The 23,527-nt window shown below is 63.9% G+C and carries 20 protein-coding genes and 1 pseudogene; 13 read left to right on the top strand and 8 right to left on the bottom strand.

What is annotated here, in order from left to right; genetic code table 11:
* Positions 1 to 42: 42 nt before the first annotated feature.
* Positions 43 to 1,377, bottom strand: coding sequence for a type III glutamate--ammonia ligase (gene glnT / locus RT028_RS08295; protein WP_312934227.1), 1,335 nt, complete (start codon positions 1,375 to 1,377; stop codon positions 43 to 45).
* A 274-nt stretch (positions 1,378 to 1,651) separates the two neighbouring features.
* Here glnT and RT028_RS08300 point away from each other — a divergent pair, with 274 nt between their 5' ends.
* The 8 genes from RT028_RS08300 to RT028_RS08335 all read left to right on the top strand — a co-directional run bounded on the left by RT028_RS08300 (position 1,652) and on the right by RT028_RS08335 (position 10,179).
* Positions 1,652 to 2,254: a helix-turn-helix domain-containing protein gene (locus tag RT028_RS08300; protein ID WP_312934228.1), complete on the top strand. Its 603-nt coding sequence runs from the start codon at positions 1,652 to 1,654 to the stop codon at positions 2,252 to 2,254.
* A gap of 250 nt (positions 2,255 to 2,504) precedes the next feature.
* Positions 2,505 to 3,371: a formyltetrahydrofolate deformylase gene (gene purU, locus RT028_RS08305; RefSeq protein ID WP_312934229.1), complete on the top strand. Its 867-nt coding sequence runs from the start codon at positions 2,505 to 2,507 to the stop codon at positions 3,369 to 3,371.
* A complete protein-coding gene (gene folD / locus RT028_RS08310; protein WP_312934230.1) occupies positions 3,368 to 4,273 on the top strand; it encodes a bifunctional methylenetetrahydrofolate dehydrogenase/methenyltetrahydrofolate cyclohydrolase FolD in 906 nt (301 codons plus the stop codon). The genes purU and folD overlap by 4 nt, the downstream gene beginning before the upstream one ends.
* Complete coding sequence (locus tag RT028_RS08315; protein WP_312934231.1) at positions 4,255 to 5,496, top strand: FAD-dependent oxidoreductase; 1,242 nt, start codon at positions 4,255 to 4,257, stop codon at positions 5,494 to 5,496. Before folD ends, RT028_RS08315 begins: the two co-directional genes overlap by 19 nt.
* Before the next feature lie 10 nt (positions 5,497 to 5,506).
* A complete protein-coding gene (locus RT028_RS08320) occupies positions 5,507 to 5,806 on the top strand; it encodes a sarcosine oxidase subunit delta (protein WP_312934232.1) in 300 nt (99 codons plus the stop codon).
* On the top strand, positions 5,803 to 8,700 hold the full coding sequence (locus RT028_RS08325) for a 2Fe-2S iron-sulfur cluster-binding protein (RefSeq protein WP_312934233.1): 2,898 nt from the start codon (positions 5,803 to 5,805) through the stop codon (positions 8,698 to 8,700). Before RT028_RS08320 ends, RT028_RS08325 begins: the two co-directional genes overlap by 4 nt.
* Before the next feature lies 1 nt (position 8,701).
* Entirely contained in the window at positions 8,702 to 9,283 is a 582-nt protein-coding gene (locus tag RT028_RS08330; RefSeq protein ID WP_312934234.1) for a sarcosine oxidase, read from the top strand.
* A 116-nt stretch (positions 9,284 to 9,399) separates the two neighbouring features.
* Positions 9,400 to 10,179: an IclR family transcriptional regulator gene (locus tag RT028_RS08335; RefSeq protein ID WP_312934235.1), complete on the top strand. Its 780-nt coding sequence runs from the start codon at positions 9,400 to 9,402 to the stop codon at positions 10,177 to 10,179.
* Positions 10,180 to 10,317: 138 nt separating this feature from the next.
* On the opposite strand, the gene RT028_RS08340 is transcribed toward RT028_RS08335, so the two are convergent.
* From RT028_RS08340 to RT028_RS08350, 3 genes are all read right to left on the bottom strand, one after another.
* A complete protein-coding gene (locus tag RT028_RS08340; RefSeq protein WP_312934236.1) occupies positions 10,318 to 12,438 on the bottom strand; it encodes an ATP-binding protein in 2,121 nt (706 codons plus the stop codon).
* Entirely contained in the window at positions 12,428 to 13,927 is a 1,500-nt protein-coding gene (locus RT028_RS08345; RefSeq protein ID WP_312934237.1) for an ATPase domain-containing protein, read from the bottom strand. The genes RT028_RS08340 and RT028_RS08345 overlap by 11 nt, the downstream gene beginning before the upstream one ends.
* Positions 13,928 to 14,065: 138 nt before the next feature.
* Complete coding sequence (locus RT028_RS08350) at positions 14,066 to 15,622, bottom strand: PAS domain-containing protein (RefSeq protein WP_312934238.1); 1,557 nt, start codon at positions 15,620 to 15,622, stop codon at positions 14,066 to 14,068.
* 196 nt (positions 15,623 to 15,818) lie between these two features.
* On the opposite strand from RT028_RS08350, the gene RT028_RS08355 reads away from it, so the two are divergent.
* Positions 15,819 to 16,586, top strand: coding sequence for an NAD(P)-binding domain-containing protein (locus RT028_RS08355; protein WP_312934239.1), 768 nt, complete (start codon positions 15,819 to 15,821; stop codon positions 16,584 to 16,586).
* Between the two features lie 57 nt (positions 16,587 to 16,643).
* On the opposite strand, the gene RT028_RS08360 is transcribed toward RT028_RS08355, so the two are convergent.
* Positions 16,644 to 16,859, bottom strand: coding sequence for a hypothetical protein (locus RT028_RS08360; RefSeq protein ID WP_312934240.1), 216 nt, complete (start codon positions 16,857 to 16,859; stop codon positions 16,644 to 16,646).
* Between the two features lie 229 nt (positions 16,860 to 17,088).
* Between RT028_RS08360 and RT028_RS08365 the strand changes: the two genes are divergently transcribed.
* From RT028_RS08365 to RT028_RS08380, 4 genes are all read left to right on the top strand, one after another.
* Positions 17,089 to 18,096: a zinc-binding alcohol dehydrogenase family protein gene (locus tag RT028_RS08365; RefSeq protein ID WP_312934241.1), complete on the top strand. Its 1,008-nt coding sequence runs from the start codon at positions 17,089 to 17,091 to the stop codon at positions 18,094 to 18,096.
* A gap of 294 nt (positions 18,097 to 18,390) precedes the next feature.
* Positions 18,391 to 18,681, top strand: a complete 291-nt coding sequence (locus RT028_RS08370; RefSeq protein ID WP_312934242.1) for a hypothetical protein — start codon at positions 18,391 to 18,393, stop codon at positions 18,679 to 18,681.
* Positions 18,669 to 20,384 carry a TonB-dependent receptor gene (locus RT028_RS08375; protein WP_312934243.1) on the top strand — a complete coding sequence of 572 codons (1,716 nt, stop codon included), beginning with the start codon at positions 18,669 to 18,671 and terminating at the stop codon, positions 20,382 to 20,384. The genes RT028_RS08370 and RT028_RS08375 overlap by 13 nt, the downstream gene beginning before the upstream one ends.
* A 299-nt stretch (positions 20,385 to 20,683) precedes the next feature.
* A complete protein-coding gene (locus RT028_RS08380) occupies positions 20,684 to 21,601 on the top strand; it encodes a LysR substrate-binding domain-containing protein (protein ID WP_312934246.1) in 918 nt (305 codons plus the stop codon).
* A 155-nt stretch (positions 21,602 to 21,756) separates the two neighbouring features.
* Here RT028_RS08380 and madM read toward each other — a convergent pair whose 3' ends face one another.
* The 3 genes and pseudogenes from madM to RT028_RS08395 form a co-directional block, all read right to left on the bottom strand.
* Positions 21,757 to 22,518: a malonate transporter subunit MadM gene (madM, locus tag RT028_RS08385; RefSeq protein ID WP_312934244.1), complete on the bottom strand. Its 762-nt coding sequence runs from the start codon at positions 22,516 to 22,518 to the stop codon at positions 21,757 to 21,759.
* 1 nt (position 22,519) lies between these two features.
* Complete coding sequence (madL, locus tag RT028_RS08390; RefSeq protein WP_312934245.1) at positions 22,520 to 22,939, bottom strand: malonate transporter subunit MadL; 420 nt, start codon at positions 22,937 to 22,939, stop codon at positions 22,520 to 22,522.
* Between the two features lie 60 nt (positions 22,940 to 22,999).
* Positions 23,000 to 23,527 (bottom strand): annotated as a pseudogene (locus tag RT028_RS08395) (malonate decarboxylase subunit epsilon); the annotation flags it as partial.

A 23,527-nucleotide genomic window follows, 5' to 3' on the forward strand; every position in this document is an offset into this window, starting at 1 on the left:
CCCATGGGCAGGGTGTCAAAACGGTGGATGAACAAGGTTCGATCAGAAGAATTCGGTGTAGCGCTTCACTTCCCAGTCCGAGACGTGACGGCTGTACTCCACCCATTCCATGCGCTTGAGCTTGATGAACTCGCCAACGATCTCGGGGCCTAGCACCTCGGCGAACAGCGGGTCGGCTTCCAGCGCGTCGCAGGCTTCCTTGAGCGACTGCGGCAGGGTCTTGATGCCGCGGGCAGCGATCTCCTCAAGGCTCAGCTTGTAGAGGTTCTCGTTGCACACCTGCTCGACTTCCAGCTGGCGGTCGATGCCGTCGAGGCCGGCGGCGATGATCGCGGCGCTGACCAGGTACGGGTTGCAGCCAGCATCCGGCAGGCGGAACTCGAGGCGGCCGTAAGGCACGCGGACCATGGCGGAGCGGTTGTTGGCGCCAAAGGCGATGAAGGCCGGCGCCCAGGTGGCACCGGACAAAGAGTTGCCGACGACCAGGCGCTTGTAGGAATTGACTGTGGGCGCGGCGAAGGCGCACAGGGCCGGGCCATGGGCCAGGAGGCCGGCGGCGAAGTGGTAGGCCATTTTCGACAGGCCCATGCCGCTCGGGTCGCTGGGGTCGTGGAACAGGTTCTTGTGGGTCGCGCTGCTGATCGACAGGTGAAAGTGCATGCCATTGCCGGCGCGCTTGGGGTCGGGCTTGGGCATGAAGGAGCAGATCATGCCCATGTCGTTGGCAATTTCGCCGGCGGCCATGCGGAAGAAGGTGAAGCGGTCGGCCGACTCCATGGCGTCGCTGTAGGTGTAATTGATCTCGAACTGGCCGTTGGCGTCTTCGTGGTCGATCTGATAGATGTCGAAGCCCACCGGCTGCAAGGCCTCGGTCAGGCGCTCGAGGAATTCGCGCGAGCGCGACAAGCCTTTGTAGTCGTAGCACGGTTTGTCCAGGTCATCGCTGCTGTCCACCATCTGCAGCTTGCCCTGGGGGTCACGCCGGAACAGGCTGAACTCGGGCTCGAGGCCAGTGTTCAAGGTCCAGCCGCGGTCACTCAGGCGCTCGACCTGCTGCTTGAGCACGTAGCGGCTGTCATAGGGCCAGGGCTTGTTGTCGACATGGCCCACGCAGACCACACGGCCATAGCCGGGCTGCCAGGGCACGGGGGTCAGCGAGGCCAGGTCACCCTTGGCCATGAAGTCGGGGCCATGCGGCTCCATGCCCATGCCGCAGATGGCGAACCCGGCGAACCCGGCACCCGCCTCTGCCACCATTTCCAGACCCGACACGGGGACCGACTTGGTTTTCGCTGAGCCATGAATATCGACGAACTGGGCCAGAACATACTTGATCCCGTGTGTCTCGATCAGGCGCTGTGTTTCGGGTGGCAACATGGACATGACTCCTGGCTGTAGCAGTTCGCGGTGGGATATCTTGAGCGTCCTGCGCAAATTATTACGATCAGGAAACTTAATTTCTCTACAGGAATGCAATCAGCTTGCCAACTTGCCGCCACCCCATGAAACAACCGGCAGGTGTAGTCGCGCTGCCTTATATGGGAAACTCTTTTTCCCGTGATGAATAAAGCCAGAAGCTGATCCCAGCACTTGCCACTCCGCACATTCCCAGTGCGAAATTAAATTTACTGTTCGGAAATAGTGCACTGCCATGACCACTGATGAGATCCAACCCAAACTCAAGCTGGAGCAATACCTGGGTATCCAGATCAAACGCCAGCGCCAGGCCCAGGAGCTGAAGCTGGCCGATGTGGCGCGCATCGCCGGCATCAGCCAGGGCATGCTGAGCAAGATCGAAAACGCGCAGGTGTCGACCAGCCTGGAAAACCTCAGCCGGCTGTGCGATGTGCTCGGCATGCCCATGTCCAAGCTGTTCAGCCAATACGACCAGCCGGGCAGCAGCGCCATTCTGGTCAAGCGCGACGAAGGCCTGGAAGTGGTTCGCCGTGGGACCGAGAAGGGCCATACCTATCACCTGCTGAACCACACCCGTGGGCCGAAGAAGAGCTTCGAGGCGTACATGGTGAGCATGGATGACGCCAGCGAAGAGTTTCCGACCTTCTCCCACCCCGGCACCGAATTCCTCCACTTGCTGGAGGGCGAACTGGTGTACCGCCATGGCAACCAGCTGTACCGCATGGAAGCCGGCGACAGCCTGACCTTCGATGCCGACATTCCTCATGGTCCAGAGACGCTGGTGAGCGTACCGATTCGCCTGCTGTCGATCATGAACTACAGCCCGTCAGAGGGCTGATCACCGGTCATCCCACGAGTCCGGCCTGCGTCTGGACTCGATACTCCCGCCTAGCCACTCCTCTCGCTTCAAATATTTCCTGCCAGTAAAAATAATTTCTCAACCGTGTAGACGCGCGCCCTGGATTCGCCTATAAATTCGCCATCTGGAATATTTAATTCCTTAAGGGAATATTTATTTGCAGGCGAAACCGCGCTTCACCGATCAATCCCTTGCCGGAAACCACGCCGTGCATTGCTGAGGAATGACCATGCCCCCTGAAAGAAACCATTTCATACTCAAGATCAGCTGCCCGGCGACCTCTGGCATCGTCGCGGCGGTCACCACCTACCTGGCCGGCAACGCCTGCTACATCGGTGAAATGGCGCAGTTCGACGATGAGCTGTGCGGCAAGTTCTTCATGCGCGCCGTGTTTCGCTTCAACGATGGGCACGAGGGCGATATCGTCCAGCTCAAGGCGGGCTTCGCCGACGTCGCGCACGCCTTCGGCATGCAGTGGGAACTGCACGATACGCGCCAACCGATGCGCGTGTTGCTGATGGTCAGCAAGTTCGACCACTGCCTCACCGACCTGCTCTACCGCCACCAGAAAGGCGAGATGGACATGGCCATCACCGCCATCGTTTCCAACCACCTCGACCTGCGGCCCATGGCCGAGCGTCAGGGCATCCGCTTCATCTACCTGCCGGTGAGCAAGGACACCAAGGCGCAGCAGGAAGCGGCGTTGATGAAGATCGTCGAGGAGACCAACACCGACCTGGTGGTCCTGGCGCGCTACATGCAGATCCTGTCGGATGACCTGTGCCGGCAGATTTCCGGCCGTGCGATCAACATCCATCACTCGTTCCTGCCCGGCTTCAAAGGCGCCAAGCCGTATCACCAGGCCTACGAGCGCGGCGTGAAGCTGATCGGCGCCACGGCGCATTACGTGACCAGCGACCTGGACGAGGGCCCGATCATCGAGCAGGAAGTGCAGCGGGTGGATCATGCCTACCTGCCCGATGACCTGGTCGCCATCGGCCGCGACACGGAAACCGTGGCCCTGTCCAAAGCCGTCAAGTATCACCTTGAGCACCGGGTGTTCCTGAACAAGGACAGAACGGTGATCTTCCGATGAACAGCGCCAAGCTGATTGATGGAAAGGCTGCCGCCCAACGGGTGCTGACGCAGGTTCGCGCGGACGTCGAGCAGTTGAAGGCCGAGGGCATCGCTCCGGCATTGGCGGTGATCCTGGTCGGGCAAGACCCGGCCAGCCAGGTCTATGTGCGCAACAAGATCCTGCGCGCCGAAGAGGCCGGTATCCGCTCGCTCGAATACCGCCTGAGCGCACAGACCTCGCAGCACACCTTGCTCACGCTCATCGCAGAGCTGAACGCCGACGCCGCCGTCAGCGGCATCCTGGTGCAGCTGCCGCTGCCTGCGCACATCGAAGAAACCCGTGCATTGCAGGCCATCGCACCCGGCAAGGATGTCGACGGCTTCCACAGTGACAACGTCGGAGGCCTGAGCCAGGGCCGCGCGGTACTCACGCCGTGCACCCCCAGCGGCTGCCTGCAGTTGCTGGAGGAAGCTTGCGGTGACCTGAGCGGCAAGCACGCGGTGGTCATCGGGCGCTCCAACATCGTCGGCAAACCCATGGCAGCACTGCTGCTCAAGGCGCATTGCTCGGTCACCGTGGTGCATTCGCGCAGTACCGATGCCAAGGCGCTGTGCCAGTTGGCCGACATCGTGGTCGCGGCCGTCGGCCGCCCGCGCATGATCGACGCCAGTTGGCTGAAACCCGGCGCGGTGGTGATCGACGTGGGGATCAACCGCATCGATGACAACGGCCGCAGCAGGCTGGTCGGTGATGTCGACTTCGACAGCGCCCTGCCCCAGGTCTCGGCCATCACCCCGGTGCCCGGTGGCGTGGGGCCGATGACCATCGCCTTTCTGATGAAGAACACCGTGACTGCTGCGCGGCAGCAGGCTCATGCACAACGCAGTTCCCCGGAGGCAGCATGCCGTTCAATCTCCTGAAGTACGGCCTCAGCGCCGAGTACCCGGTCGAGGTGGACTTGCCCGCGCCCAAAGCGCTCAAGCCCCATTACGACGTGGTGATCATCGGCGGTGGCGGCCACGGTCTGGCCACCGCCTACTACCTGGCCAGGTACCACGGGATCACGAATGTCGCCGTGCTGGAAAAGGGCTATCTGGGCGGCGGCAACACGGCGCGGAACACCGCCGTGATCCGCTCCAACTACCTGACCAGCGAGGGCGTGCGGTTCTACGCCGAATCGGTGCGGATGTTCGAGGGGCTGTCCAACGAATTCGACTTCAACATCATGTATTCCCAGCGCGGGCAGCTGACGCTGGCCCACACCGACGCCACGGTGCGCTCGTTCCGTCAGCGCGCCGAAGTCAACAAGCACTTTGGCGGGCGCACAGAAATGCTCGACCGCCAGCAGATTGCCGAGCTGGTACCGACCTTGAACCTCGACCCTGGCCACCTCCCGGTGATCGCTGGCCTGTGGCACAAGGATGGCGCCACCGCCCGGCACGATGCCGTTGCCTGGGGGTACGCCAAGCAAGCCGCCAAACGTGGGGTGGACATTCACCAGCTCACCGACGTGCAGGAACTGGTGATCGAAAACGGCGCGATCCGTGCGGTGAAAACCAACCGCGGCACGGTGCAGTGCGGCTGCGCGGTGCAGGCCGTGGCGGGCATGAGTTCGCAGCTGATGAAAAAAGCCGGTATCCGCTCGCCGATTCAGACCTTCCCGCTGCAAGCCATGGTGACCCAGCCCTTCAAGCCGTTTCTCGACCCACTGGTGAGCTCATCGGCCCTGCACTGCTACGTGCAGCAGACCAGCCGAGGTGAGGTGGTATTCGGCGGCGGCTCTGATCCCTACCCACTGTTCAACACCCGCTCCACCCTCGATCTGAAAGAAAGCCTGCTGGCCCACGCCATCGAGATGTTCCCGTTCCTGGCCAACGCCAAGCTGATGCGCCAGTGGGCCGGGATCACCGACATGACCCCGGACTACAGCCCGATCATGGGGCTGTCGCCGGTGAAGAACTACTACCTGGATGCCGGTTGGGGCACCTGGGGTTTCAAGGCAACGCCGATCTGCGGCAAGACCATGGCCGAGCTGGTCGCCAGCGGCGGCAAGGTGCCGGCGCTGATCGAGCCCTTTGCACTGGAGCGCTTTTCGACCTTCCGCCAGGTCAACGAAATGGGCGCCACGGCCGCCAGCCATTGAGGAGCACGACATGAAGGTAATGAACTGCCCGCTCAACGGGCCGCGCAACATCAGTGAATTCACCTACGGCGGCGAGTTCAAGCCCATGCCCGATCCGCAGACCTGTACCGACGTCGAATGGGCCGACTACGTGTTCAACCAGGACGACACCCTCGGCGTGGTCCGCGAATGGTGGATGCACACCCCTTCCAGCTACTGGTTCCTGGCAGAACGCCATACCGGCAGCGACGACATCCTGCGCACCTTCGATGCCAAAGAACTGTTCACCACCCGCGTTGATTTCACCCTCGCCAAGGAGACCGCGCAATGAGCCGCCTGCCCGCGCCCATGGGCGTGCTGATCGACCGTACTCAGCCGCTGCACTTCAGTTTCGATGGCACGCCGTACCAGGGCTTTGCCGGTGACAGCATCGCCAGCGCCCTGCTCGCCAACGGCCGTTTCCTGCTCTCGCGCTCGTTCAAGTACCACCGCCCGCGCGGCCCGCTGACCATGGCCGGGCAAGACGCCAATACCCTGGTACAACTGCCCAGCGAGCCCAATGTGCTGGCCGACCACCACGCGCTCGCCAGCGGCCTGCAGGTGACCGGGCAGAACTTCAACGGCTCGCTGGACCACGACAGGGACGCGTACCTCGGTAAGTTTTCCCGGTTCATGCCGGTGGGCTTCTACTACCGCTCGTTCTACAAGCCCAAGGGCGCCTGGAAGCTCTGGGAGCCGATCATCCGCAAGAAGGCCGGGCTCGGCGTGCTCGACCTGAGGTTTCAGCCCGAGTACTACGACAAGGCCTACCTGTTCGCCGACCTTGCCGTGGTCGGCGCCGGCCCGGCTGGTCTGCGAGCTGCGCTGACTGCCGCCAACGCCGGTGCCAAGGTCATCCTCATCGAGCAACAGCCGATCCTTGGCGGCTCGCTGAACTACGCCCGCTTCGCCATCGACACCACCCGCGCCGAGACCCTGCGCCGCGAGCTGATCGAGGCGGTGCAGGGCCACGCCAATATCCAGGTGCTGAAGCAGGCCACCTGCAACGGCTGGTTCACCGACAACTACCTGCCGGTGATCCAGGGCAAGCGCCTGTACAAGGTGCGCGCCAGCCAGTGCCTGATCGCCAGCGGTTCGTTCGATCAGCCGGTGATCTTTCGCAATAACGACCTGCCCGGTGTGATGCTCAGCAGCGCCGCCCAGCGGCTGATGAAGCTGTACGCGGTCAAGCCGGGCAAACGCGCAGTGGTGCTGACCGGTAACGACGACGGCTACTACGCCGCGCTCGACCTGCATGAGCAAGGTGTCGAAGTGGCGGCGCTGGTCGACATGCGCGCCACGCTCACGGATCGCCAGCTGCTGACCGCACTGGAGCAACGCGGCATTCGCTGCCACCTGGGCAGCACGGTGTATGAGGCGCTGCACGAAAAAGGCCTGCGCCATGTCAGCGGCGTGGACATTCGCACCATCACCGCGCGCGGTGAAGTGGCGCCCAACGGCCTGACGCTCGACTGCGACCTGCTGTGCATGTCGGGGGGCTACATGCCGGTCTATCAGTTGCTGTGCCAGGCCGGTGGCAAACTGGCCTACGACGATCAACTGGCCGAGTTCACCCTGAGCGGCCTGCCGAGCGGCCTCAGCGTTGCAGGCTCGGCCAACGGTTACCACGCGCTGGACAACGTGCTGGCCGATGCCATCGCCGCGTCACTCGAGATCCTCGCGGCGCTGCACCTGAGCGCCGATGTCGAGCCACCGGCCTTGCGCGCAGAGGCGCCGGTGAATTTCCCCTGGCCGATCTTTGCGCACCCCAAGGGCAAGGATTTCGTCGACTTCGACGAAGACCTGCAAGTGCGCGACATCATCAACGCCACCAAGATCGGCTACCGCGACATCCAGCTGGTCAAGCGCTACTCCACGGTCGGCATGGGGCCGTCGCAAGGGCGCCACTCGGCCCTGCCCACCGCGCGCCTGGTAGCCGCCTCGACCCAGCGCAGCGTCAGCGACACCGGCGTGAGCACCGCGCGCCCGCCGTTTACAGCCGAGAAACTGGCGCATGTCGCCGGCCGCGCCTTTGACCCGTACCGGCAGACCCCCATGCACCGCCGCCACCTGGAGGCGGGCGCAAAAATGATGCCTGCCGGTATCTGGCAGCGCCCGGCCTATTACGGCAAACCCAGCGAGCGCGATGCCTGCATGCAGGCCGAAGCGCTGCACGTGCGCACCAAGGTCGGCATCATCGACGTCTCCACGCTGGGCGGCCTGGACGTACGCGGCCCGGACGCCGCCGAGCTGCTCAACCGCCTGTACACCTTCACCTTCCTCAAGCAGCCGGTAGGCCGCTCGCGCTACGCGCTGATGACCAACGAGCATGGCGTCGTCATCGATGACGGCGTGTGCGCGCGCTTTGCCGAGCAACACTTCTATGTCACCGCCACCACCAGCGGCGTGGACCGCATCTACCAGCAGATGCTCAAGTGGAACGCGCAATGGCGCCTGGACGTCGACATCAGCAATGTCACGGCGGCGCTCGCGGCAGTCAACGTGGCCGGGCCCGATGCCCGCAAGGTACTGCAGAAGGTGTGCAGCGACCTTGACCTGTCTGCCGAGGCGTTTCCGTACCTGGCGGTGCGCCTGGGCACCGTGGCCGGGATCGAGGCGCGGCTGTTGCGGGTCGGTTTCGTCGGCGAGCTGGGCTATGAAATCCACGTGCCCGCGCGCCATGCGCTGGCGCTATGGGATGCCTTGATGGAGGCCGGCAAGGCGCTGGACATCCGCCCGTTCGGGGTTGAAACCCAGCGCCTGCTGCGCCTTGAAAAAGGCCATGTGATCATCAGCCAGGACACCGACGGCATGACCCACCCCAGCGAAATCGACATGGCCTGGGCGGTCAGCCGCAACAAGCCATTCTTCGTTGGCCGACGCTCGGTAGACATCCTCCAGGCGCAGCCACAGACGCGCAAACTGGTCGGCTTCACCCTGCCCAAGGGCAGCCCACAACCGCTCGAAGGCCACCTGGTGCTCAAGGGGCCGGACATCAGCGGCAACGTGACCTCCTGTGAGTATTCGCAAAGCCTCGACCGGATCATCGGCCTGGCCTATGCGGCGTTCGAGCAAAGTACCCCGGGGCAGCAGATACCGATTCGCGTCGAGAACGGCGTGGTGGTCCAGGCCACCGTGGTGACGCTGCCCTTCTTCGATCCCGACAACCAGCGCCAGGAGCTGTGACATGTCCAACCTCAACGACACCGGGCTTGGCCCCCTGCAACACTGCGCGCTGGTCGATCTGACGGCGCTGCCGCGGGTCGGTTTTCGTGGCACGCAGAGCGCTGACTACCTGCAGGAACGTGGTTTCAGCCTGCCGCACACACCCAATACCGCGGTGATCCAGGCTGACGGCAGCCAGGTGGCGCGTCTGTCGCAGACCGAGTACCTGATCCTGGGCAGCCTGCGCGACAGAGGGCAACGCATTGCCGATGAAGAAGCGCAGTGGCAACCGGGCCCCATGGCCAACTACCTGCTGCCGCGCCAGGACAGCCATGCGTGGCTGCAACTGAGCGGTGTGCACGCCGCCGAGGTGATGGCAAAGCTGTGCGGGGTAGACCTGCGCAGCGCGGCTTTTGCGCCCGGTGCGGTAGCGCAGACCTCGGCGGCCCGGATCAACGTAGTCGTGATCAACCTCGGTGCCGCGTCGCACACGGCCTTGCAGATCCTCTGTGATCGCCCGTCGCTCGAGTATTTCAAAGGCGCGCTGCTGGATGCGATGGCCGAATTCGAGGGCAGAGCTCTGGGCATCGACGTGCTGTATTGAGCGTCCATACGCGCCACGCGCCGCTGCTGACGGCGCGCGCCAGCTGGTGACGCACCCGCCGCGCGCGGTCAGCCTTGACCCACACCCCACCGCGCTCAAGCCGAGGGCACGCCCCGATGAACACTCCACCCGTCAAGGACGCCGACTACAGCGTGCCAGCCCTCGCCCGAGGGCTGACCGTGCTTGGCCTGTTCAATGCCAACACCCGCAGCCTGAACATGCAGGAGATTGCCGAGCGCCTGGGGCTCAGCACCTCGGCGCTGTACCGCATCCTGTTCACCTTGACCGACATGGGCTACCTGAACAAACAGCACAGCCAGTACGCCCTCGGCCCGCGGGTGATCAGCGACGGCTTCAGTTACCTGGCCAGCCGCGACATCGTCGATGTGGCGATGCCGCATCTGAACCAGCTGCGTGATCGCACCTCGCTGTCGTGCCACTTGAGTGTGCGGGAGAACACGCAGAGCCTGTATGTGTACCGGGCGTTTGCCGCGCAGCGGTTGTCCGTCAACATCCCGATCGGCACGCGCATCGCCTGCCATTGCACGGCCATCGGCCGCATGCTGCTGACCGGCCTTGCGCACGCCGAACTGGCCGCGCTGTACCAGCACATCCGCCTGGACGATTACCCGCCTCCCGCGCCACGCACCAAGCTTGAGCTGCATGACATGATCGAAGCAGACCGGACGCGAGGCTGGGTGCTGCACCGCTCCGATTACTCGACCGCCATCGCCATGGCCATCAAGGACCATCGCGGCCAGGTCACCGCCGCCATCAACCTTTCCGGCCCGGATGCCGTGATGGACCCCGAGGGGGCGATCGAGAAGTTCCAGGCCCTGCTGCACGACTGCAGCGCGGGCATCAGCGCTGATCTTGGATACGTGGACGATCGATAGCGCGGCGAGGGTGGACTGCCAAGGCGGCTGGCGCAGGGCGCAGGATGCGGCACCAGCGCCCCGGGAGCCTGATCTGCTGCCCTGAACAGGGTGAGCTGGCAACAGGTCCAGCGCCTGATCAACGAAGCCCTGCTCGGATCAGGACTGGTGCACGACCGGCGGCACCTGAAGCCGCTCAGCGGAACTGGCCTGCGGCACCTCATCGAGCATGCTCGCCACCTGGCTGGCGAGCTGCTCCAGGCTGTACGGCTTGGTCAGCAGCTGCATGTACGGGCCCAGGAAATCGGCTCGCGCCATCGCGTTTTGCGCATAACCGGTCAAGAACAGCACCGGCAGGCGCGGCTTGAGCTGCTGGATGATCTCAGCCAGTTGCCGGCCGTTCATGCCCGGCAGCCCTACATCGGTGAGCAACAGGTCGAGCGTTTCCAGCTCATTGAACAGCTTCAGCGCCTGCTCACCGTCTTGCGCAGCATGCACGCAGTAACCCAGCACCTCGAGCACTTCCTGATTGATCAGGCGCACCGAGTCATCGTCTTCGACCAGCAGAATGACTTGCCCCTGCCCCGTGCTCGCCTCTGACAAGGCAATCGGCGGCGGCGCTTCGACCTGGCCATGCTCGGGCAGGCAGATGGAAACGGTGGTGCCGACCCCCACGGTGCTATCGATCGCAAGCCGCCCATGGCTTTGATTGGCGAAGCCGTAGACCATGGAAAGCCCCAACCCGGTGCCCTGGCCAATCGGCTTGGTGGTGAAGAAGGGCTCGGTGACCTTGTCCAGGTACTCCTTGGAGATGCCGGAGCCGGTATCGCTCACCTGAATGCAGGCGTGCCGAGCACCGCCTTCGGCACCCTCCCGCTCGATACGTGTGGTGATGGTGATCACGCCACCCTCGGCCATGGCATCGCGGGCATTGATCACCAGGTTGAGAACGGCGTTCTCCAGCTGGTTGGCGTCGGCGAAGACCCAGGGATCTTCGCTGCTCAACTCAAGCTTGAGGGTAATGTTCTCGGTCACCGATCGCTGCAGCAGATCGGCCAGCGCATGAATGAGCTGGTTGACCGAAGTCGGTTTGGCATCCAGCGACTGACGCCGGGAGAACGCCAGCAACCGATGGGTCAGCGAGGCTGCCCGTTGCGCTGACGCCAGCGCGGCGTCCATGAAGCGGTCGACGCCGTTCAACTGCCCTTTGAGCAGGCGCAGCTTCATCAGGTCGAGTGCGCTGATCACGCCGGTCAGCATGTTGTTGAAGTCGTGGGCAATCCCGCCGGTCAGCTGGCCCACGGCTTCCATTTTCAACGACTGACGCAGCTGCTCTTCGGCACGCGCGCGTTCTTCGCTTTCGGCCTTGAGCTGCTCGACGGCAGCGTTCAGTTCGCGGGTGCGGGCCTCGACCTGGATTTCCAGTTCTTCATTGAACCGGCGCAAGGTCAGCGCGGCCTGCTTCTCTTCATTGATGTCGACGATGACGGACGCCGCACCGATGATCGCGTGCTTTTCGTCGTACAAGGGCACTGCGCTGACGCGCATCCACGATTCCTGGCCCTCATCCTGGCGATGATAGAAATCGACGCCAGTGGCAGCATCGCCTCGCAAGGCGCGGGCGCCTGGGTACATGTGCGGCTCCAGGCGCCTGCCCTGCGCATCCAGGCCCACCCAGCGCAAGGCTTCGCTGGGTTGGGTGGACGGCATCGCGCCGCCCGGCACATAGCGTCGATACAACGGATTGCTGACCAGCGAGGCGCCGTGCACGTCCATGAAACACACGCCCACCGGGATGTTCTCGAGGAGGATGTTCAAGCGGCTGCGTTCTTCGGCCAGCTGCGTGAGGTTTTCCTGCATCTCGAACTGCCGTAAGCGCGAGCGCCAGGCAGCGGCGGTGGCGCTCAGCAGCGACGCCGAGCTCAGCGGGCGTTCGAGGACAATCACATGCCCTGCCGACTTGGGCAGCCTGCGCCGCGCCATCTCGGTGTCTCGCCCGGAACGACCGTTGTTCGAGGCCAACAGCAGAATCGGGATCTCCGACCACCCAGGTTGCAGGTCAAGGGCCTTGCCCAGGCTCAGCACATCACCGGTGAGGCTCTCTTCGGTGAGAATCACCAGGCCGGTGTTTTCATCGAGCACGGTCGCCAGGCTGTGCAGGTCATGGTGAATCTGCACGGGGTAGGTATCGCTGAGCAACTTGCGCAGGCTGATGCCGTCGCCCTTGAACGGCGCCACCACCAGCAACGTCTTGCCTTTGGAAAAACGCTTAATCCCCACGGTTTCGCTCTTCCATCAACGGCAGCTCGGCACCGAAATACTCCGGCGTCCCCGTCAAGACACCGCGGAAGTTGACCAAGGGTTCGCCGACGCGCACACCCTGGGAGTCGATGCGCAGTTCGCGGATGGCGTCTTCGTGGGCACCGCTGCGGTGTTTGAGAATGGAAATGGCTTTGCGCAGTCGCCCTTGGGCTTCGAAGAAGCGAATCAGAATGACCGAGTCCGCCACATAGGAAATGTTCAGGTTGGTCGACATCGACCCGACCAGGCCGTGTTGTGGATTGATCAGGAACGTCACCACGCCCAGTTGGCTCAGGTAAGACAGCAACTCGTGGATCTGCAGGATCAGCTGCTGCTCTTGCGGCATCGCGGCCATGTAGCCGTTGAGGCTGTCGACCACCAGCAAGGTGCAGCCGCGCTCCTCCACTTCGGTACGCACTCGCCAGGCGAACTCGCCCGGGGAAATCTCGGCCGGGTCGATCTGCTGGATGACCAACTGGCCGTTCGCCACGTAGCGACTCAATTCCATGCCCATGCTGTCGGCCCGTGAAATCAAGGTGGCAATGCGCTCATCGAACTCGTAGATGGTGCAGTTCTCACCGCGAGCACAGGCCGCCGCCAGGTAGGCCAGGGCCACGGTGGTCTTGCCCGAACCCGCAGGCCCGGTCACCAGCGTGCTGGTGCCGCGCAGCGGGCCGCCAACCAGCAGGTCGTCCAGCGCGCGAATGCCGCTGCCCACAGGTTCGGAATCGAAGGGCACGTGGTGGGTGGCCGCGATCAACCGCGGATACACCTCCAACCCACCTTTGCGAATCGTGAAGTCATGAAACCCTGCAACGAAATCGACACCGCGCAGTTTCTGCACCTGCAGGCGTCTGCGCGCCGCGCCGAAGTCCAGGGTCAGCCGCTCGAGGGTAATCACGCCATGGCAGAGGCTGTGCAGGTGGTTGTCCCGCTCGCCATTGGAACCGGTGAGGTCGTCGACCAGAAAAACCGTGATGTCGCGACCGGCAAAATACTGCTTGAGCGCCAGCACCTGGCGGCGATAACGCAGCGGGTCCTGCGCCAGCAGGCGCATTTCGGACAAGCTGTCGAACACCAGACGGCGCGGCTTGAGCTGATCGACACGGTTCTGAATCAGCTTGATCGTGTCCCCCAGTTCCGCTTCCCAGGGATGCAGGATGGACTGCTCGTACTCATCGCCCAGTACCTGCTCGGTAGAGGAGAACTCGAACAGGTCGATGCCTTGCAAGGACCAGCCGTGCGACTCGGCCACACTGTCAAGTTCTTCGCTGGTTTCGGACAGGGTGATGTACAGCACCGGTTCACCGGCCCGCACGCCCTCCAGGAGAAACTGCAACCCCAGGGTGGTTTTACCCGCGCCCGGAGTGCCTTCCAGCAGATACAGCCGGTTGCTCGGCAGCCCACCGCGCAGGATTGAATCGAATCCAACATTACCAGTGGAAACCAACGGGCGGGACGGGGCCATGTGTTACCTCAGGGGCAGCGGTCTTGAAACAGTGATAAGTCACCGCAGTATGAGGCTGTCCCGGAAACTCCGCCATGGATTGATCGGCTATTTATCGAAGTGTCGGGCGTTTTGCGCCGCGCCGCCAGTGGCCAGTTCTCAGAGCTTGAACTTTACCTGAATGGAACTGGTAAGCGATGTGCGATCAACGCTGACGGCATCACTGCCAAAGCCTGAATAGCCTTTCACCAGACGCATGCCAAGGCCGGTGCCACTCGGTTTGGGATACTGCTCCGGGAACCCGTCTCCTTCATCGGTGACCGTCAACAATGCGTGATCGCAGGCATCTTCCAGGCACACCGTGATTGCCCCCTTGCCGTACTTCAGCGCGTTGGTAATCAGCTCGGAAATCACCAGGCCCAGCGGTGCCATGCGATCCACTGGCAATGCCAACGGCGCCACGGTCAGCTTGATCGGCCGCTCGGAGAAGGCACGGCCGATGTCTTCCAGCAGGCAATGCAGGTATTCGTGAACACTGACCGCCTCGGTCTTGGCGGTCTGGTACAGCCGCTCGTGCACCTTGGCAATGGTCACGACTCGGCCAGCCGCCGCCTGGAGTTGGCTCTTGACGGCTTCATCCGGGGACAGATTGGCTTGTAGCAGCAGCAGGGTATTGACCAGGTGCAGGCTGTTTCTGATGCGGTGGTGGATCTCTTCGAGCTGTAGATCGCTGGCGTTGATCTTCTGGTTCTGCACGTCGATCAGTTCGGCCAATGCAGTTTCATGGTCGTGGCGTTCGGTGATGTCCCGGGATACCGCAATGATCTTGTCAGTGGCACCCTGTTCATCGGTGATCGGCGCCATGGTGACATCCCACCACCTCGGCTCGCCCTGCTGGGTGGGGCAGAACGACTCGAAACGCACCGACTCGCCGGCAGCCACGCGTGCCAACGCATCGGTCACCACCGCCTTGGAGGCGTTGGGCCACAGATCGGCCCATGGCTTGCCGTATACCTCTCGCGGGCTGCCAATCTGCATCTGACACAATCCTGCCTGGTTGAAAAACTCCAGAACACCGTCGGCAGACAGGATTTTCACGCAATCAGGGCTGGCATTGAGCACGCTTTCGGAGTAACTCCCCGTGCCTGAGGTGTGCTGCTCTTTGTGCAGCGTCAGGCGCTCCAGGCTCATGGCAATGACGTTGGCAATGCCGCCCATGAACACGATATCGCTTTCAATGAAATCATCCCCCTCCCCGCTGTCGGCTTCGAGCACGCCAAAGGTGCAGGACGCCCCCTGGATCGGCACGTTGATCGCGCGCTCGATACCGTACTGCTTGAGCAGCGAAGGGGTGCGGAAGCGTTCTTCCAGCCCCAGATGGTTGGAAATCACCGGGCGATTGGTCAGAAAGGCATAACCGGCAGGGCTGCCCTCGTCAGCACCGACGGTCGCCGTGCCGATATCGGACACGTCCCAGCCCACGCCGTGGGTCAGCAGAAAATGGTGATCGTGCGGCACCGGTTGCAGCACTTTGGCAAACCGCGTCCTCAACCCCTGAGCCACCACGTTGCAGGCCAGGGTCAGCAGGCTGTCCGTGTCCAGCAGCTTGAGCGACGCGCCACCGAACTCCACCACCAGCTCATGTTGCTGGCGCAAACGGGCATGGGAGATCTGCAAGGCGGTACGGATGGTTTCTTCGGGGGAGATATCGGTCATGACGGTGCCAGGGTGTGGAAGTGAAAACCAGGGAGCGGTCTGTTGATCAAGGGTGAGTTCCCTGCCAAATCACTTCGGCTCGCAGCCCTGAGCGGAATTTACACGGGCGTTGGGGATGGCGATAGAGCATTGGCAATGAACTTATCGACTTTACGCAGTGTCGCTGCAAAAACACGCACGATAACCAGGAGAACACATGCACAGTATCGGCATCGTCGGCGTCGGCGATCTCACCGAAAAGATCGTCATCGGCTTGCGCACCAGTGGGTATGAAGGGCGAATTCTGCTCTCGCCGCGTAACGCGGATAAAGCCCGTGTACTGGCTGAACAGCACCGGTGCGATGTTCTGCACAACAACCAGGCCGTGGTCGATGACGCCGAAGCGGTGATCATCGGCGTGCGGCCTGAGCAGGTTGCTGCTTTGGCCAAGGACATCACGCTACGACCTGAGCAACCGTTGCTGTCCTTGCTCGCCGGGGTCAGCGCCCATGACCTCAAAGCGCTGTTCCCCCAGGCCCGCTGCTTGCGCGTCATGCTCTCGTACACCGCGCAGTACAACCATTCAACGGTCGTGATTCACCCACCAGAACCCACACTCCACCCGCTTCTGGCGCGGTTGGGCACGTTGGTGCCGATGGAGGATGAAGCCGCGTTCGACGTCGCCACCGTCGCCGCCTGCATGAATGGCTGGTTCTATTTCCTGGCGCACGGCCTGCAGCAATGGTTGGGCGATCAGGGCCTGGACCCTGCACAGGCCCGCACACTGGCGTTGAGCAACATGCAGGACTGCATCGTCAGCGCCCAGCACAGTCCGCACACGAGCCTGAAGTCGATGGGTGAAGCCATCGCCACGCCGGGCACCTATACCGCCGCCGGGCTAGAGGTGCTCGAGCGCAAGGGCGGTGTTTCAGCCTGGAAGGAAGCCTCCGAGCACGTGCTGAGCAGGCTGTTGCAGCGGCCTTGACGAGGATGGCCGGCAGACGGTCGTGGAGGTCGGCCGCTGGCTGGAGCAGGGCGCGCCCTACTCCCGCTGCTGCGCCACCAGCGCCTTGAGCGCCACCTGTGCGCGCTCGACGTTCGCTTCGAGCGCCGTCAGGCAGGCGTCCTGCTCGGGCAGCGCCCGTTCGATGCAGCGCGCAGCCTGCTGCCCGATGCCTTCATGCCAGGCGCCCAGCCTGTAGGCGAACAGGACCGCTGCCACGGTGATCAGCACGTACACCCCATAGACCTTCTTCACGACCGCTCCTCTGTTCAATCCGCCCTGATGCAGCCGCACACGGCAAGCACGCCGACACACGCTTGCGGCGGTGCACAGTGTGCAGGATCCCTGCCCCGCCGGTCGAACGCGCAAGGCCGACGATTGCACGCCGGCCACCCGTAGCAGACCCGCTGCCCGCAGATGCCTGTTTCCCAACGGGCCATTCCCGCTTAGCCTTGTACGCTCATTCCATCAACGGGCCCGCCCAATGAAAGCCATCGTTTTCGACACCCCCGCCCTGCCCATCAATGACCCCCGCTCGCTGTTCGAGCTCACCCTGCCCAAACCCACACCGGGCGCGCGCGACCTGCTGGTCGAAATCAAGGCCATCGCCGTCAACCCGGTCGATACCAAGGTCCGCGCCAGCCGACGCAGTGACCAGCCTGAAGTGCTGGGCTGGGACGCCGTCGGTGTGGTGCGTGAAGTGGGGGCCGAGGTCACGCTGTTCCAGCCGGGTGATGAAGTGTTCTACGCCGGTGCCATCGACCGACCCGGGGCCTACAGCGAATTCCACCTGGTCGACGAGCGCATCGTCGGGCACAAGCCACGCACCCTGGACAACGCCAGCGCCGCCGCCCTGCCGCTGACCTCCATCACCGCCTGGGAGCTGCTCTTCGATCGCCTGGGCGTGACCGAACAGGCTGGCCAGGGGCAGCGTTTGCTGGTGATCGGCGCAGGCGGTGGCGTGGGTTCGATTCTGCTGCAACTGGCGCGTCAGCTGACCCAGCTCACGGTGATCGGCACCGCGTCACGGCCTGAGACCCAGGCGTGGGTCAAGGACCTGGGCGCCCATGAAGTCATCGATCACACCCAGCCTCTGGCACCCCAGCTGGCAGCGCTGCAGCTGGATCAGGTGGATTACGTGATCAGCCTGACCCACACCGGCAGCTACCTCTCGCAGATCGTCGAGATCCTGCGGCCCCAGGGCAAGCTGGCCCTGATCGACGACCCGGACCAGCTCGACATCATGCCCTTCAAGCGCAAGTCGATCTCGGTGCACTGGGAGCTGATGTTCACCCGCTCGCTGTACCAGACCGACGACATGATCAAGCAGCATGAACTGCTGGAGCGCGTCTCGGCCCTGATCGACGAGGGCGTGATCAAGACCACGCTCGGCGAGCACTTCGGCACGATCGACGCCAGTAACCTCAAGCGTGCCCATGCGCTGCTCGAAAGCGGCAAGGCCAAGGGCAAGATCGTCTTGGAAGGGTTCTGATCGTGACTGCTCAGGGGCTGGCGTGTGAGTGCGCCCTGCAAGGCGCGCACCACCGATCACAAACACCCGCCTGAGATCACCCGCGGGCTGCCACGCAGCCCATCGCTCAACTGAACCGCAATCCGTGGAGGCGCACGACACCCATCCTGCCTGGGGGTGCCGGCCAGGCTCACGCCGCATACGAATCACGCGCTTGCGCATAGACATGCAGATGCTAATCATTCTCGACAAGGCGATAGACTGCCTGCCTTCGCCCCCCTTCACTGGGCGCTGTGCAGGTACAGGGGAATGGTAATGACAAGGGCATGGTTGGGCGGCGTGGTCGGCGCCTGGGTGGTCACGACGGGCATGGCGCAGGCCCAGGACAGCGAACGACCCGCGCTGGAGCTGGAAAACATCGTGGTGCAGAGCGACAAGCTCGAACAGACCCGCGATCAGCTCCCGGCGAGCCTTTCGGTGATCGATGCCAGAACGCTGCAGAGCGCGCCGCTGGACTCGCTCGAGCAACTGGTGCGACGCACCCCGGTTTCACCTTCCAGCCCTTCGGCCAGTCCGGCACGCAGCTGCCCGTGGTGCGCGGTCTGACCTCCAACGCGACGGCGTTTTCCAACTCGCTGCTGATGCTGGTAGACGGCGTGCCGGTGCTGCGCGGACAAGGCTTCGACACTGACCTGGTCGGCGTCGAGCAGGTAGAAATCCTGCGCGGGCCGCAGTCGGCGCTCTATGGGCGCAATGCCGAAGCCGGGGTGCTCAGCGTCTCCACGCGCCAGCCGGGCGCGGCCGATTACGCCCGGCTGGAAACGGGCCTGGCCAGCCGCAACAAGCAGACCTACAGCGCCGACCTCAGCACGGCATTGGTCAAGGACACGCTGTACGCAGGCTTCGCCGGCCAGTTCACGCGTCAGGATGGCTACCTGGACGACGATTTCGCCGGCGGCACGGCCGACGATCGCGAGCGCCAGAGCGGTCGCCTGAGCCTGCGCTGGACGCCCGATGAACTCACCGACGCAACCCTGCGCTACAGCCGCCTGAAATACCGCGACGAGGCCTCGCAATGGGGCAGCCGCACAGGCCGCGACCGCGCAGTGAACTCGGGCCTGGCCGGGCGCAACCATTCCAGCGGGGAGACCTGGTCGCTGGACGTACGCCACAGCCTGGGCGGGGATCTGGAACTGCGCTCGATCACCGCACGCAGCGTGTTCGATGATCGCCTGCGCCAGGACACCGATTTTCAGCCGCTCGACCTCATGCACCTGGCCCGCGACTACCACTTCGAGACCCTCAGCCAGGAACTGCGCCTGAGCGGCAGCGTCGAGCAGAGCCGTTGGCTGTTGGGCCTGTATGCCGACCGCGAGGACCACGACCTCGACTACGAGCAGAAACTGCCGCTGGGCCTGAGCCGCACCCAGACGGGCCTGGGCGGTAATACCGCGGCGGCGTTCGGGCAGTGGCTGCAACCCCTCTCCGACGCCTGGTCGCTGACCGTGGGCGGACGCTACGAAAATGCCCGCGCCTGGATCGACCCGGCGGGCACCGCCAGCCAGTCGGACCGCTGGACACATTTCACGCCCAAGGTGGCGCTGCAATACGCCTTGACCGACGATGCCCACGCCTACCTCAGTTACACCCAGGGCATGCGCGCGGGCGGCTTCAACGCCTTCGCCAGCCGCGCCGGCAACCCGGCCTACGACCCGGAAAAAGTCAGCAGCTACGAGCTCGGCGTCAAAGGCCTGGGCGCCGACCAGCGCCTGCGCTATTCCGCGGCGCTGTACCGCATGCAGGTGCGCGACATGCAGGTCCAGCAGTTGATCCAGCAAGGGCTGGTGTACATCACCAACGCGGCGTCGGCGACCTCCACCGGGCTCGACCTTGACCTGGAATACCTGCTGGGCGAGCGCTGGACCCTCACCGCCGCCCTGGGCCTGAACCGCACCCGCTTCGAGCGTTTCCGCGAAGGCGCCAACGATTACCAGGGCAACCGCAACCCCTTCGCGCCCGATCTCACCGGGCACCTGGGCCTGCGTTACGACGCTGACTCCGGCTGGTATGCGCAAGGGTCAGTCAGCGCGGTGGGCAAGGTCTACCTGGACGCCGCCAACACCTATCGCCGCCCCGGTTACGGGCTGGTGGACCTGAGCAGCGGCTACCGGTTCGGGCAGTACACCGTCAGCACGTACGTGAACAATCTGCTGGACCAGCGCTATGACGCCGACGGGCTGCTCAACGGCGCGGTGACCGTCTACAGCCCGCCGCGTGAGGTCGGCGTGCGGCTGAGCTTCGAGCTGTGATGGGGTGGAGGGATAAGGCGAAGTCAATGAACGCGTGGCTGGCGGGTAGCAAAAGCCTCGCCAGGCGCTCAGCCAGCGTTGCCAGCACGTGAGGTCGCCACGCTCGATGCAGATGTGATCGAAAGACCGCGCCGCAGTACCCGACGCGCTCGTCCCGTGCCGCTACGCGCTCAGGCTGCATTGACAACGCGCGGGGCTGAGCGCGCTCGATGCAGTTGCCCGTCGCAGGCCAACGCCCTACGCTGCAGCACCCGATGCGCGCTCGTCCCGTGCCGCGTCAAGGCCTGGAACAGACCCACATGCAGATCGACGAAGAGCTGACGCTGAAGAAGCTCGAAATATTTCTGGCCTTCATGCACAGCGGCAACCTGGCCCGCGCCGCCAGCGCCCTGGACACCAGCAGCGTCAGCGTGCACCGGGCCATCCACTCCCTGGAAAACGCTTTGCGCTGCCCGCTGTTCAAGCACGAGGGACGTACGCTGACACCGTTGGAAAGCGCCTATGTACTGGAAGAAAAAGCACGCAAGCTGATTCAGGACACCAGTGAGATGATTCGCGCCACCCGTGAAGCGGCTGGCTTTTCCGCTGAACGCTTCAAGCTTGGCACGCTGTATTCATTGACCGTCAAGACCGTGCCGCAGCTGATCATGGGCCTGAAGCTGCGCCGCAGCGAGCTGAACATCGACCTGACCCTGGGCTCGAACGTCGACCTGATGTACCGGCTCAAGAACCTCGAACTGGATGCGATCCTGGTCTCGCTCAACGAAAGCACCTGTGATCCTGCCTGCGAGCAACTGCCGCTGTTTTCAGACGATATCTTCCTCGCGGTGCCCAACGAATCGCCCTTTGCTCAGGAGCGTGAAGTGGACCTGGCTGACCTCGCCCAGTCCACGTTCATCACCCTCACCCAAGGCTTTGCCACGCACCGCGATGGAGAGCGGGTGTTTCAGCAGGCGGGGTTCGAACCGAACGTGGCGATGCAGGTGAACGACATCTTCACCCTGCTCAGCATGGTCAGCTCAGGCGTGGGTTATGCGTTGCTGCCGGGGCGCATTTCGGCAGTGTACGAGAATCGCATCCGGTTGATTCCACTGCAGCGGCGCTACCGGCTGCAGCAGCATATCGGCGTGCTCTTTCTCAAGACCCGCGAGCGCGACCCGAACCTGCTGGCGCTGGTCGCCGAATGCCGGATGTACACCCGCCAGCACGATCAGTGAGCGGGCATCCGGCCGGGTGCAGCGGCGCAATTCGTGCAGGGGCAACCGACCTGTGGGAGCGACTTCAGTCGCGATGGGCTGCGCAGCAGCCCCAGTAGCTGCCACAGCGTTCCGTCAGGTTGGTCGATAGCGCCCGAGCTGGCCCGGCTCCCTTCTCAGCCCACCAACCCGCGCACGCAGAAATACAGGATCGACGGCCCCAGCAGGCAGCCCAGGCCGGTGTGGAAGGTGGCCGTCAGTGCGCCGTAAGGCACCAGCCGTCGGTCCGTTGCCGCCAACCCGGCGGTCACGCCACTGACCGTGCCCGCCAGGCCGCCGAAGACCATCGCCGAACGGGGGTTGTCCAGTGCCAGCAAGCGCGCCGAGACCGGCGTGAACACCATCACCAGAATCGCCTTGATCAAGCCGGTGGCGATGGACAGCGCCATCACATCGGAACTCGCCCCCAGCGCGGCGCCGGTGACCGGGCCGACGATGTAGGTCACGGCGCCCGCCCCGATGGTGGTCAGGCTCACCGCGTCGCGGTAGCCAAAGCTCCAGGCCACGGCCACACCGACGATGAACGGCAGCACGGTGCCCAGCAGCAGCGCGACGACACCGATCATTCCCGCCTTGCGCGCTTCAGTGGCCTGCACCTCGAAGGCTGTGGCGACGATGGCGAAATCGCGCAGCATCGCCCCACCCATCAGGCCGATCCCCGAGAACAGGGTGAGGTCCGCCAGGCCCTTTTGCCCGCCGGTGAGCGTGCCGCCCACCCAGGCCAGCACCAGACCGATGACGATGGCAATCGCCGAGCCATGTACACGGCCGAAGGTGAGCCGCTTGGACAGCACCACCGACAGCCACATGACGCCGCCCACCACCGCGAAGGCAGTGATCAGGCCGTTGTGCTCCAACGCCTTGAGAATCAGGTCCATGTCAGCGCCCCCCTGCCGGTACGACGGCGACGGCATCGACTTCAGGCACTTCCTTCTCCAGCGGCTCGCCACGGTGCATGCGGCTGATCACGGCGATGGTCACGCCACACACCAGCACCGCGCCGACCGCCGCGAGCAGTGCGACCGGGCCACCGTGCAGCGCGGTGACCACGTTCTGCTGGGCCGCCATGGCCACCACGATGGGAATGTACAGGGCGCCCCAGAAGCCGACGCCGAACTCGCACTCCTTGCTCATGCCGCCATTGCGCTGCATGTACAGCCGGGCGCAGATCAGCAGGATCATGGCGATACCCACACCGCCGACATTGGATTTGACGCCGAGCAGAACGCCCAGGAAATCGCCGAGGATGACCCCGGCAAGGGTGCAGATGGCCAGCAGGGCCACGCCGTAGATAATCATTGTTGTTGTCCTCAGGTTCAGTCGAAGTGGCTTGTTGTTGTTCTTCGAGACGCGAGCAGGTCAGTCGGTGGCGTTCACCTCCCGCCGCTGCAGGGCATCGAGGGTATCGCGGCGGGTGCCCTGGCAGGCGACCACGGTACCGCGGGTGAAGACGCGCCGTGCCAGACCGCTGAGCACGACCCCGGGCGGCATTTCGATGAACAGCCGTACGCCGCGCTCGTGGGCGTTGCGCAGGGTGGCGTACCAGTCGACGGTACGGCACATGTTGAAGGCGAGGTCATCACGCAGGGCCTCGGGCTCACGCAGCACGCGAGCGCAGGTGCTGCTCAGGTAGCCCAGCGTCGGGCGGCCCAGGGCAACGCCAGCGAAGGCTTCGCCCAGTGCCTGTGCCGGTGTAGCGAGCAGCGCACAGTGCGACGGCACGCTCATGGCCAGGCGTCTGGCGGCGCTGGCGCCCAGCGCCAGGGCACGGCTGGCGCAGGCGGCCATGGCCAGGTCGCTGCCGGCGATCACATGCTGGTTGTCGGCATTGATGTTGGCGAGAAACACCGGGCCATTCGAGGTGCTGATCAGGTGCTCGATGGCCGT

It is taken from the genome of Pseudomonas sp. (assembly GCF_032058845.1).
Taxonomy (GTDB): Bacteria; Pseudomonadota; Gammaproteobacteria; order Pseudomonadales; family Pseudomonadaceae; genus Aquipseudomonas.